This window comes from Pseudoalteromonas sp. BSi20311 (assembly GCF_000239875.1).
Lineage (GTDB): Bacteria > Pseudomonadota > Gammaproteobacteria > Enterobacterales > Alteromonadaceae > Pseudoalteromonas.
Window position 1 is genome coordinate 64,424 of the sequence record NZ_BADU01000002.1, and the last position, 12,938, is coordinate 77,361.

Sequence of the window (12,938 nt, forward strand, 5' to 3'; positions counted from 1 at the left end):
CTCTCACGCAATGAGAAGGGGTGAGCTATAGCTCAAAGACGTTTGTAAAAAACTTATAAAGCTCAGTACCTTGGTTCACACTGGCTGAGGCAAAGTGCAATATCGCAATCGCATCAAGATCAAAGCTTAATGTTTGCAGTGGTTGCTCGCTTAAGTAGCGTTCCATTCGCAGTATTTTTGCTATCGGTTCGCCCGCTTTAATGTGACCACCAAGCGGTGCTAGGTATTCAACCATGCCACCCATAGGCGCATAGTAAGCAATATAATCATTTAGTTGGCAGCCATATCTTGTCATCACTTTTGGCTTGTAGGGCGCATCAGCAAATACCTGTTTGTGATTAAGGTAACTTAAAATACTTTGAGCATCGTCAAGTGCCGCGCTTAAATCTATTTTCTCTTGGCTGCCAAGCTCTACCGTAAAGGCTTCAACTTGCACGTTAAATTCACGGCCTTGCTGAGCAAGTTGCTCGCTAAGTTGCCACCATGGACAAAAGCTCGCTTCATCCATTGCGCCATCAAAGTCATTAGGGATCACTAGCACATGGGGAATATTAAAGTAACGCGCACTTTCAGTGGCATATTCAGGGCAATATAAGTGCTGACTAGAAATAGGGCCGGTGTGTAAATCTAAAACAATATCAGCTTGATGCGCTAGTCTTTGTAAGTTTAGCGCTATGCGTTTACCCGTTGTTAAACGATAGTCTGGGCCATTAAGTTGTTGCTCAACGTCACTAATTAGAGCTGCTTTAAACGCTGTTTTTAGAATCTGATCATCGGCATCGCAATACTGCTTTGCAAAATGTGATGCAAGCTGATTATTACAGTGATACATACGATTCCAATTTGTGCCGGTAATAGGATCGAATCGGCCAAGCGTAAATTCGCCTGATTTTTGATTACAGCCAATGGGGTTAGCGTAGGGAACTAAGGTAATATCACCTTTTAAATTAAGGTTTTTTAGCTGTTCAAGTAGCTGATAAATAACCGCGTTACCTTGCACTTCGGCGCCATGCATATTAGCTTGTATATACACACTTGGTCCTGTGCCATCGCCTTTTAAACGATACACAGGAATAGTCAGTGGTAGGCCATTTGCCACTTCACCAACTACAATGTTTTCTTGGCTTATAGCTGTGGTGTTATTCATCTTTTTTACCTCAAGTAGTGGCTTGCATCTTCTGCTTGGCGAATACAGTTGATTTCGCCATGGTGTATAACATATTCACCGGCCAGTTCATGACATAAAAAGTACGGCATGCTTTCGGTAAAACCATACGCACCGCATTGACTAAACACCAGCCAGTCATGTTCATTTAAATCGCCCGGCAATTGGTGCTCCCCTAAGCAATCCAGCGCGGTACATAATGGCCCATATAGGCTCATTGATTGGTTTACTGCGTTTGAATCTCGTAATAAACGCGCAGGGAAATTTTGACTGGTAACCGCTGGGCGCAATAAATGATTAATACCGCCGCTCATAATCACCTGTTGTTGACCGTAGTTTAATTTGCGTTCAACCACAGGTGTAGCGTAGTGGCCGCACTCGCCTACAGCATAGCGACCTAGTTCCATCCACAGCTCTTTAACACCCGCATCGCGTTTAATTTTTGCAAGGGCTGCTATTAATGCATCCCAGCTTAAAGTCGGATCATTAAGGGTGTAAGGAATACCTAAGCCGCCACCTAAATCCAGAATATTAAGGTTAATACTTAAATGCTCAGCAAGTTGCCTTAACGGCGCAATCATTTGCGCCCACAGATCGGCAAGTTTGTCGCTGCTGAGCATGTTACCCCACTGAAAAATATGTAGGCCATCAAAGCTCAGTGCTGTGTAGTCATTAGTATTTAGCGATTGCCATTCATCGCAGCCAAGCCCAAATGGGGTAAGGCTGTCGCCACCTAGTGGGTTTTTATCACCCTCGGGCCAGCGTAATTGAACACGCAGCAAAACCTGTAACTGACACTGCTGGGCCATCGCTTGTTCGTTGAGCCAACGTACCTGATTGAGACTTTCGGCCACAAAGGTACGTACGCCATGCGCAATAAAGTGCTTAATTTGTTTAGGGCTTTTTGCAGGCCCCGTGTTGAGCACGCGTTCACTGTTAATTCCTTGGGCAAGTACTTGCTCAAGCTCGCCTTTACTGGCGACATCAAAGTTAAAACCAGCGTTATCTAAACTTTGTATCACTTTAGATAGGGGATTGGCTTTAACCGCATACCAAAGCTTTACTTCGGTTTGCGCCACTAAGTGCGCAAGGTGCGCATCTAGTGAGTCGAGGTCGTAGACAAAAAATGGAGTATCGAGTTTACTCGAAAGCTCATCAATAGCGCTTTTAACGGGCGTGCTCAAAAAGGTCATTAACGTAAAACCTCTTCCAGAAGTAATGACGCGTCACTTTGCTCGTCACGGTATTTAACAATTAAGGCACACGACATACTTAAGCCTTGAGCACGCGCCCAGTCGTTTGACGCAGGGCGAGAACCTGGGATCACAATCGCATATTCAGGGATTGCTTCGCCTTTATCAAGCTGGCGCTCATTAACGCAGTCAAAAACAGGAATGGTTGCAGATAAGCGAACACCTGGGGCAAGTACCGCGCCTTTTTTAACCACCACGCCTTCAACAATCACACAGCCTGCACCGATGAATGCATCGTCTTCTATGACCACAGGGTTGGCGCCAATAGGCTCAAGTACCCCGCCTAATTGTACCGCAGCGCTCAAATGAACATTTTTACCCACTTGCGCACATGAGCCAACCAATGCGTGGCTATCTACCATAGTGCCCTCGTCAATGAAGGCGCCAATATTTACGTACGCAGGTGGCATAATAATAGTGCCTTTGGCGACATGTGCACCACGACGTACACTTGAACCACCTGGCACCATGCGAACGCCTGCTGTGGCTTCAAAGCATTGCGGCGCTAGATTATGTTTATCAACAAAGCCACCAGGAAACTCCATGTTAGTGCCGTTTTTAAACGCCTCTAAAATGCCTTGCTTTACTTCTACGTTAGCGTGCCATTGGCCGTTTTCGTCTTGTGTTGCTGCGCGAACTGCGCCCGTTTCTAAATTATTTAATAGTTCTAACCAGCTCATTATAAAAACCTGTATTTAATGCCAAGATAAAATGGTGTTGTTTGCCGATGAAATGTCATCTGTGTATGTCAGCTCAAGGTGTGTTAAAGGTGGACGTAAATGCGGACTGCTAATACGCCCTTGTAAATGCATTAACACTTTGACTGGGATAGGGTTTGCTACTGAAAATAAGCTATTGATAGCGCTAGACCACTGGGCAAAAAGATTAGGGTGTTGGCCGCTTAAACTGCGCTTTACAAACTCATGAGTTTGCACTGGCCATGCATTGGCTGCAACCGACACTAAACCTTTTGCACCTGCTTGGGCAAAATAAGGCATGAGGGCATCGTCACCACTAAAAATGGCTAATTCAGGCGCTGCTTGTCGATAGGCTTCAAATTGAGAAATACAGCCACTGGCTTCTTTGAGTGCCCATAAATTTTTATGTTGTTTGAGGTTTTCAATGGTTGCAATGGGAATGCTAACCGCACTACGTCCTGGTACGTTATAAAGCATACAAGGATGAGAACTGGCATTGAGCAGGCTTTCAAACCAATGCGTTTGCCCCACTGCACCGGGTTTGGCGTACAAAGGCGAGCCAAGTAAAAAACCATGAATAGGCAGTTGGTTGCAGTAGTTAACCCATTCAAGCTGCTGCTTTAAGTTACTACCACCGACTGCGACCATAAGCGGGACGCTCGGCTGTAATTGGCAAACATGTTCTACGATGGCTTGCTGCTCTTTTAGGGTCAGGGCTAACCCTTCGCCAGTGCTACCAAGTAATAAAATGCCGTTGTTAGCGGCTTCTTGTTCGGCCACCAAGGTGTCTAAGGTTGCGTAATCAACTAGGCCATTTTGATCAAATGGGGTGATCAGCGCAGTCCATAAATGGAAATTGTTAATATTGAAGTTGTTGATCATCTCTCACGAACTTATAGGGCATTCGTCGAGTTATTGGCGGGTATTTAGGGTGCCTGACTCTTTGAATGTATTTATAATTCGAAGAGCGAATGGGCTTAAATAATAGGGCGCACGGCCTTATTATACTAAGACCAGAAGCTCTCCACCAAATATGTTATTGGTGACAGTCGCTAGGATTCAACCTAGTCGCCCGAAGTAATCTTTCACAAAAAAGTGTTACCTCTCGGCGTTAATTCCCCTCACGTATGCTCAATGGAGTTTGCGCTCCTAACATACGCTACCTGAATAACGCACCTCTTCCAGCCCTTTGCACTTGCTATTGAAAAATCAATCAGCAAATACAATGTAATAGGGTAAGTGTGGCGATTAAACCACTTTAGCCGTCTAGGTGTCAAGTGACTAAATACAGAATAGTTCATCGATAATAGCAACGGTTACGTATTGGCTGCTTTTCTCGTAAACTAGTTTCATGGTCGAAGTAAGGTATTAAGTAGATGGAAAAATTTAGCGATATTTATAAGCGTGCAGTGGAGCGAAAGGGCTCTGAAAAAATGCTTAAATTGTTACTCGCAAAACCTTTATCAACAAAGCAACTCGTCACATTAAGTGATGATGATTGGCTAGAAGAATTTACTCGGAAGGTTTTTCAAAGTGGCTTTTATTGGTCGGTGATCAACAGTAAGTGGGCCGGATTTAGAGAGGTTTTTTGGGACTTTAGTGTTGAAAAGCTATTGATGATGCCACCAGACATGTTAGAACAAAAAGCCAGTGACGAACGAATTGTGCGCAATTATAAAAAAGTAAAAACCATTACTGATAATGCGTATATGATCCATGAAGTTGCAGAGCAGCACGGCAGTTTTAGTCAGTTTATTGCTAACTGGCCAAGTGAAGATATTATTGGTTTGTGGGCCTATTTAAAAAAGCATGGTGCGAGGCTTGGTGGTAATACCGGTCCTTATGCGTTGCGTGCCTTAGGAAAAGATACTTTTTTACTTTCAAGGGATGTAGAGAGCTATTTGCGTGCCCATAAAATTATAGACGGTGGCTTACAAACTAAAAAGTCACTGATTGCAGCGCAGGCATTCTTCAATGAGCTACAGCAACAAAGCGGCTTAAGTATGCAAGAGCTAAGCTTAATTGTCGCTTATGGTGTCGGCGACAACCGTATAGGTATAAGCCAACAACAACAGGATTAAACATGAAATTAGTGCCAAGGTATACCGACATTGGTGAGGGGTTTGCAATTAGCGATCATCCAGCCAAGGTGGCAGCGCCACAATTATTGTTATGGAATGAGCCCTTAGCCGAACAATTTAATATACAAGTGAATGCCGATTCTCGGGCAAGTGTATTCAGCGGTAATGAGCCCCAAGCTGTTTCTGCAGTTGCACTTGGGTATTCGGGGCATCAGTTTGGTCACTTTTCTCCGCGCTTAGGAGACGGGCGAGCGCATTTACTTGGCGCGATTAGTGATGATAAAAACCAGCTTTGGGATGTGCAGTTAAAAGGCGCTGGCGCTACGCCATTTTCGCGTGGTGGCGATGGGCGCTGTGCATTAGGTCCCGCCATTCGCGAGTACGTAATGAGCGAAGCAATGTACGCGCTTGGTATTCCAACCACGCGTTGTTTAGCCGTGGTTGGTAGTGGCGAAACCGTTTATCGTAACCCGCCTCAACCTGGCGCTATTGTAACGCGACTCGCGAGTAGTCATATTCGAGTGGGTTCGTTTCAATATTTAGCCACCCAAGGCGATGTTACCAGTTTAAAAAACTTAGCCGACTTAGCCATTCAAAGACATTACCCTGAAATTAACAGCACTGGCGCCCAGCGTTACTTGGATTTTTTAGCGGCGGTGATTAGTCGTCAGGTTAACTTAGTCATAAGCTGGATGAGGGTGGGATTTATTCATGGTGTTATGAACACCGATAACACCTTAATTAGTGGTGAAACCATAGATTACGGCCCATGTGCCATGATGAACCAGTTTGATTTTGATACCGTGTTTAGCTCTATTGATAAACAAGGGCGTTATGCGTTTGGTAATCAGCCAAACATGGCAAGTTGGAACTGTGCCCGCTTAGCAGAGAGTCTAATAGCGCTGATCAGTGACGATGACGAGCAAGCGGTGGCAATGATGACGCCTTTAATTGAGGGCTTTTCAACGCAATTTAACCAACAATTTAGCGCTATGTGGGCGCAAAAGTTAGGGTTAACAGTCGCGGATGATAAAGATAATGAGTTGGTGGGAGAGTTACTAGGGTTATTAAAACAACACCAGCTTGATTATACCAATACTTTTAATGCGTTAACTGAATCGTTAAATGGACAAGCGCAAATACCATCAGCACTCGTATCATGGGCGCAGCAATGGCAAACACGAACTAATGAGCATAGTTATAATATAATGCGACAGGCAAATCCAAGTGTGATTCCGCGTAATCATATTATTGAAGATATTATTACTCAGTACACTACGCATGGGGATAGTGAGCTACTCAGTCGTTTTAGCCAAGTGATGGCGAGCCCTTACTCAAGCCATGTGCAGGTCACAGAGTTTCAAACGCCGCCCGAAGATGATAAGAATTATCGTACTTTTTGTGGTACTTAAGTATTCATTGTTGCGTTTTAAAATGAATATAAAAGGTCATTTTTTACCCCTGCGATGTTCATTCATAGAGTAAACTATGAACGGGTGATACCATAACTCCATAAAGGCCAGTGATCGTGTGGGGTTTAAAGCGATTGTTTGCTTTTTGAGCTAGCCTGAGCTAGCTTGTGTTCATCGACATTTTTTATGAGCTAGTTTTATTATCCTAGATATTGAAAAAAATATATTTGCGTTAAGCATTGATTAACAAAGACTCAGTTACTATATAGGTAAGTTGGAAGAGCTAGCAATGCTTAGCTACATTTTTAGTTGTTAAAATGGGAAGAAAACAATGAAATTAAAATCACTTACAATGGCTATTGCGTTAGCTGCAACTAGCGCATCTACTTTCGCAGCCGAGCAAGAAGGCTTTTACATCGGTGCATTCGGCGATTATTACGATGCTTCGTGGAAAAACATGCGTGAGCAAGCTGGCCTTGACGTTAATGAGTCAACAGGCTGGGGTGCTGAATTAGGCTACCGCTTTAATGATTACTGGAGTGCGCGTTTAGAGTACGCAGATCTAGACTTCAATGCTCATGATAAAGTACTTAACAATCGCAACGATATTGACGGCGAACGTTACGGTATCGATGCGCTTTACCACTTTGGTGGCGGTCCTTTTTACGGTTTATTCGGTCTGAAAGATATTGATGTTGTTGATGACAACACGTTTGTAAACGCAGGTGTAGGTTACCGACACTTTGTTACAGACAACTTCTTTGTAAATGCTGAAACCAGCGTTTACCAAGGTTTAGACAAAGGCTACACAGATGTTGGCGCAAAATTAGGTATTAACTACTTCTTTGGCCAAAAATCAGCGCCAGTAGCAGTGGTTGAGCCAGCACCTGAGCCAGAAATTGTTCCAGTACCAGTAACACCTGTAGACACTGACAAAGACAGTATTCCAGATATTGATGATAAATGTGCTAACACACCGATGACAGATGCGGTTGATAGCGATGGCTGTACACTTTATGAAGATACTGAGGTAACAGTAAGCTTGTTAGTGACATTCCCTAACAATGATTCATCTGTATCTAATCAATACTTAAATGATATTGATGCAGTGGCTTCTTTCTTGAACGATCACCCTGATACAACAGTATTACTTGAAGGTCACACTTCAGAAGTAGGTAAAGCATCTTACAACAAGTGGTTATCTAAAAAACGTGCTGATGCAGTAGCTAAAAAGCTAATTGCTGATGGTATTGCAGAAGATCGCATTACAACAGCTGGTTTAGGTGAAGAGCGTCTTAAAAATCCAGCAAATACGGCAGAAGCTCACGCTGAAAACCGTCGCGTTGAAGCAAAAGTAAAATCTATTAAACGTGTAAAAGTACTACGTTAATAGTTTTATAATTGAGTAAAAACCCAGCTTAGGCTGGGTTTTTTTATGCCAGTAATAGGTATTCATGAAAGTTGATTTTACTTAACCTACTATTCATATTATTAATAATGGATATAACTAGTTGCCCAGGTGGATGGATTTTAATCTATACATAAAAGCTTTATAATTGAGCGTTAGAATACTATAAGTATTGGGTTATAGTGTATTTTGTAAACACTACCGAATACTTTCACGTCACCAAGAGGGCAATACTGTGCTACAAGAATATCGTAAACACGTAGAAGAACGTGCCGCGTTAGGTATCGTACCAGCGCCATTAGATGCTCAGCAAACGGCTGATCTTATTGAGCTAATTAAAACTCCACCGGCAGGCGAAGAAGAATTCGTCCTAGAACTACTAATCAACCGTGTACCACCGGGTGTTGATGATGCAGCCTATATTAAAGCTGGGTTTTTAGCGGCAGTTGCAAAAGGTGAAGCACTCTCTCCACTTCTCTCTAAAGAAAAAGCAGCTGAATTGCTAGGTACTATGCTTGGTGGATACAATATCGCGCCAATGGTTGACCTACTTGATGACGAAGCGTTAGCGCCAATCGTAGTTAAGGGCCTCGCAAACACTTTATTAATGTTTGATGCGTTTTACGATGTAGAAGAAAAAGCAAAAGCAGGTAATACATACGCCAAACAAATTATTGAGTCTTGGGCTGCCGCAGAATGGTTTACTAATAAGCCAGCTGTTGCTGAAAAAATCTCGGTTACTGTATTTAAAGTCACTGGTGAGACAAACACTGATGACTTATCACCCGCTCCAGATGCATGGTCACGCCCTGATATCCCACTTCACGCACTAGCGATGCTTAAAACAGAACGTGATGGTATTAACCCTGATAAAAACGGTGAAGTAGGTCCTGTCACTCAGCTTGAAGAATTAAAAACTAAAGGGTTACCACTTGCTTACGTAGGTGATGTTGTTGGTACCGGGTCTTCACGTAAATCTGCTACTAACTCCGTGCTTTGGTTTATGGGTGCTGATATCCCATTTGTCCCAAATAAGCGCGTAGGTGGTGTCTGTTTAGGTAACAAGATTGCGCCTATCTTTTTCAATACAATGGAAGACTCGGGTGCATTACCAATCGAATTAAATGTTGATGAATTCAACATGGGTGACCAAATCGACATCTACCCTTATGAAGGTGTTGTGAAACGTCATGGTACTGATGACGTGATCTCTACGTTTGCACTTAAATCTGAGGTAATTTTAGACGAAGTTCGTGCTGGTGGTCGTATTCCACTGATCATTGGTCGCGGCCTTACAGACAAAGCACGTACGTCTCTAGGTTTAGGTGCAACTGACGTATTTAAAGTACCCGCGGTAACTGAAGTATCAGATAAAGGCTTTACACTTGCGCAAAAAATGGTGGGTAAAGCATGTAACGTTACCGGTATTCGCCCTGGCCAATATTGTGAACCTAAAATGACCACGGTTGGCTCGCAAGATACCACCGGTCCTATGACACGTGATGAGCTTAAAGATTTAGCCTGTTTAGGTTTCTCTGCAGATTTAACTATGCAGTCTTTTTGTCATACATCGGCTTACCCTAAACCAATTGACGTAAACACGCATCATACACTTCCTGATTTTATTATGAACCGTGGCGGTGTATCGCTTCGTCCAGGTGATGGTGTAATTCACTCATGGTTGAACCGTATGTTATTGCCAGACACCGTAGGTACCGGTGGTGATTCACATACACGTTTCCCATTAGGTATTTCATTTCCTGCGGGTTCGGGTGCGGTCGCATTTGCAGCAGCAACGGGTGTTATGCCACTTGATATGCCTGAATCGATTTTGGTTCGCTTTAAAGGTGAAATGCAACCAGGTATTACGTTACGTGACCTCGTTCATGCTATCCCTTACTACGGTATTAAAGAAGGCCTATTAACGGTTGAGAAGAAAGGCAAAATCAACGAATTCTCTGGCCGTATTCTAGAAATTGAAGGGGTTGAGCACTTAACCGTTGAGCAAGCATTTGAATTATCTGATGCATCAGCAGAGCGTTCAGCCGCTGGTTGTACTGTTAAGCTTTCTAAAGAGTCGATCAGCGAATACCTTGAGTCTAACATTGTTATGCTTAAGTGGATGATTTCTGAAGGTTACGGTGATGTACGTACGATTGAACGCCGCATTACTGCAATGCAAGAATGGCTAGCTAATCCAGAACTAATGGAAGCGGACAAAGATGCAGAGTACAAGCATGTGCTTGAAATCGACTTAGCCGAGATTAAAGAGCCAGTACTGTGTGCGCCAAATGATCCAGATGATGCGCGTTTACTATCTGACGTGACAGGTGAGAAAATTGATGAGGTATTTATCGGTTCTTGTATGACTAACATTGGTCACTTCCGTGCGGCAGGTAAATTACTCGATGGTTTTACAGGTCGTATTCCAACACAGCTTTGGGTTGCACCACCAACGAAAATGGACAAAGACCAACTTACAGACGAGGGTTACTACGGTATCTTTGGTCGTGTTGGAGCACGTATTGAAACGCCAGGGTGTTCATTGTGTATGGGTAACCAAGCACGTGTTGCAGATAAAGCAACGGTTGTGTCTACTTCCACACGTAACTTCCCTAACCGTTTAGGCACAGGCGCAAACGTATTCTTAGCTTCAGCAGAGCTGGCAGCAGTAGCGGCAATTTTAGGTAAATTACCTACACCTGCTGAGTACCAAGAATATGCAGCGAAAATCAATGCAACGGCAGCAGATACCTACCGTTACTTGAACTTCCACCGTATGCCTCAGTACACTAAAAAAGCAGACAACGTAATTATTCAACAAGCTGTATAATTTATAGAGTTTGTTTAAAAACCCGCTTCGGCGGGTTTTTTATTAGCTAAATTAAATATTAGATAGATAATGCTAAATTTATTCGATGATTGTATTAACTTGCGTTAAATGCCGTTATTATTATGGTTAATAAAGCAAAAAATCCTCTCTATATGCATTAAAATCCCTGCCAATATTATCATTATTATAAGCAGGATTTTATGACCGCATTAAACAACCAGAATTTACTGCAACTTCGTTTTATTAACCAAGCCAACATTGATTTGGTTAAGCCTTCTTTTGATAACTTACCTGCAAACCCATATGCAGATGGTGCGTTTCGTAAACGCCGTTATTCAGTGGTTAAACTACAAAATGGTGAGCTTAATCTTCAAGCGACTAAAGCGTTTGTGCAAGACGATTCAATTAATACCTTTCAAGGTAATGTTGAACGTACTTACGAAAATTTAGAGCAAAGCTTGCTTGAGTCTGAGGGTATGAAAAGTATTGTTAGCGAATTTTGTGCGATTACCGGTATTGATGCAGAGCGTGATATTGAAATTCACCAATTTAGAATGCTTGCCATTGATAGCGATACGCCTGCGGCTCCTGAAGGTGTGCATCAAGATGGGTTTGACCATGTATGTGTATGTGGTGTTTCTCATGAAAATTTAGAAGGTGGTGAGCTATTGGTTTATGAAAACCAACAAGCTGAACCGTGTTTTAAAATGGAAATAAAAGACGGCATGTTTGCACTAATTAATGACCGTCAGGTATGGCATAACGCCACGCCAATGAACAAAATTGATGCTAACAAACCAGGTTACCTGGATTGTTTTGTACTAACTGCTTAAGAGAAATAAAATGAATTTAATGCAATTGCGCGCGCAATTTCCCGCTTTAATGCAAACGGTTGATGGCAAGTCACCGGTATTCTTAGATGGGCCAGGTGGCTCACAAGTGCCCCAGCCGGTACTGAGTGCCATGACCGCTTATTTAGGGCATTACAATTCAAACTTGGGCGGTGCGTTTTTCTCAAGTGACAAAACGGTTGAGCTGATGGCTAATGCGCGTCAAGCGGCGGCTGATTTGTTAAATGCGCCGAGTGCACAAAATATTGTGTTTGGTCCGAACATGACCAGCCTAACATTTAGCTTTAGTCGCGCGATTTCACGCGACTGGCAAGCTGGCGATGAAATTATTGTGACCAATGCAGATCATTTTTCAAATGTATCGTCTTGGCAGCAAGCCGCTGAGGATAAAGGCGCAGTGGTTAACACAGCGCTTATTAACGAAGCCGATTGCAGTTTAGATATGGCGCATTTTGAAAGCCTATTAAACAGTAATACTAAATTAGTTGCCGTTACTTATGCCTCAAATACCACAGGCTCTATTAACGATATTAAACGTATTATAGAGCTTGCTCACAATGTCGGTGCATTGGTGTATGTTGATGCTGTGCATTATGCCCCTCATGAACTAATCGATGTGCAAGCGTTAGATTGTGACTTTTTAGCTTGTTCTGCATATAAGTTTTTTGGCCCGCACTTAGGCATGGTTTATGGTAAAACTGAGCACTTAGAAGGGTTTACACCTTATAAAGTAGAGCCAGCAAAAGATGTTGCACCAGGTCGCTGGGAAACCGGCACACAAAGTTTTGAAGCACTAGCAGGCTTTATTGCGGCGGTTGATTACATTGCGGCAATTAGCGAGCTTAATGACAGTCACTCACGCCGAGAAAAACTGCGTGTTGCGTTTGAAAAAACGAAGCAACACGAGATGGCGCTTAGTGAATACTTTTTAACACGCCTGGTTAATTACCCACGTATTAAATTGTTTGGTATTGATGACTTAGCACGCTTAAGTGAGCGTACCCCTACGTTTGCACTAACCTTTGAAGGGTTAGAGCCTCGCCAAGTGTCTGAATTTTTGGGCAAACAACATGTATGTGTATGGGATGGTAATTTTTACGCCCAAGGTTTATGCAAACAACTTGGTGTGCTTGATAAGGGCGGCGTAGTACGCATTGGTTGCATGCATTACAACACCCTAGAAGAAATGGACACGCTATTTAACTTGTTTGATGAGCTGCTAGGTTAAACCCTTATT

10 protein-coding genes and 1 riboswitch are annotated in these 12,938 nt (G+C 43.0%); of the genes, 6 read left to right on the forward strand and 4 right to left on the reverse strand.

The window, feature by feature from the left end; genetic code table 11:
* Nucleotides 1–25 precede the first annotated feature (25 nt).
* The 4 genes from P20311_RS00445 to dapA are packed head-to-tail and all read right to left on the reverse strand — an operon-like array spanning nt 26 to nt 3,998.
* Nucleotides 26–1,147: a succinylglutamate desuccinylase/aspartoacylase family protein gene (locus tag P20311_RS00445; RefSeq protein ID WP_008108408.1), complete on the reverse strand. Its 1,122-nt coding sequence runs from the start codon at nt 1,145–1,147 to the stop codon at nt 26–28.
* 5 nt (nt 1,148–1,152) lie between these two features.
* Nucleotides 1,153–2,358 (reverse strand): PLP-dependent decarboxylase, encoded by a 1,206-nt coding sequence (locus tag P20311_RS00450; RefSeq protein WP_008108411.1) that lies wholly within the window; start codon nt 2,356–2,358, stop codon nt 1,153–1,155.
* Nucleotides 2,358–3,098: a 2,3,4,5-tetrahydropyridine-2,6-dicarboxylate N-succinyltransferase gene (locus P20311_RS00455; protein WP_008108412.1), complete on the reverse strand. Its 741-nt coding sequence runs from the start codon at nt 3,096–3,098 to the stop codon at nt 2,358–2,360. The genes P20311_RS00450 and P20311_RS00455 overlap by 1 nt, the downstream gene beginning before the upstream one ends.
* A gap of 15 nt (nt 3,099–3,113) precedes the next feature.
* Nucleotides 3,114–3,998 carry a 4-hydroxy-tetrahydrodipicolinate synthase gene (gene dapA, locus P20311_RS00460; protein WP_008108414.1) on the reverse strand — a complete coding sequence of 295 codons (885 nt, stop codon included), beginning with the start codon at nt 3,996–3,998 and terminating at the stop codon, nt 3,114–3,116.
* Between the two features lie 127 nt (nt 3,999–4,125).
* Nucleotides 4,126–4,305, reverse strand: a riboswitch (Lysine riboswitch).
* A gap of 187 nt (nt 4,306–4,492) precedes the next feature.
* On the opposite strand from dapA, the gene P20311_RS00465 reads away from it, so the two are divergent.
* From P20311_RS00465 to P20311_RS00490, 6 genes are all read left to right on the forward strand, one after another.
* Nucleotides 4,493–5,197, forward strand: coding sequence for a DNA-3-methyladenine glycosylase I (locus tag P20311_RS00465; RefSeq protein ID WP_008108415.1), 705 nt, complete (start codon nt 4,493–4,495; stop codon nt 5,195–5,197).
* Nucleotides 5,198–5,199: 2 nt separating this feature from the next.
* On the forward strand, nt 5,200–6,609 hold the full coding sequence (locus P20311_RS00470; protein WP_008108417.1) for a YdiU family protein: 1,410 nt from the start codon (nt 5,200–5,202) through the stop codon (nt 6,607–6,609).
* A 331-nt stretch (nt 6,610–6,940) separates the two neighbouring features.
* Nucleotides 6,941–7,999 carry an OmpA family protein gene (locus P20311_RS00475; RefSeq protein ID WP_008108419.1) on the forward strand — a complete coding sequence of 353 codons (1,059 nt, stop codon included), beginning with the start codon at nt 6,941–6,943 and terminating at the stop codon, nt 7,997–7,999.
* A 253-nt stretch (nt 8,000–8,252) separates the two neighbouring features.
* The gene (gene acnB / locus P20311_RS00480) at nt 8,253–10,850 is read left to right on the forward strand and encodes a bifunctional aconitate hydratase 2/2-methylisocitrate dehydratase (RefSeq protein ID WP_008108421.1); all 2,598 of its coding nucleotides are present in this window, start codon (nt 8,253–8,255) and stop codon (nt 10,848–10,850) included.
* A 200-nt stretch (nt 10,851–11,050) separates the two neighbouring features.
* Nucleotides 11,051–11,683 (forward strand): 2OG-Fe dioxygenase family protein, encoded by a 633-nt coding sequence (locus P20311_RS00485; protein ID WP_008108423.1) that lies wholly within the window; start codon nt 11,051–11,053, stop codon nt 11,681–11,683.
* 10 nt (nt 11,684–11,693) lie between these two features.
* A complete protein-coding gene (locus P20311_RS00490; RefSeq protein WP_008108424.1) occupies nt 11,694–12,929 on the forward strand; it encodes a cysteine desulfurase-like protein in 1,236 nt (411 codons plus the stop codon).
* The last annotated feature ends 9 nt before the right edge of the window (nt 12,930–12,938 follow it).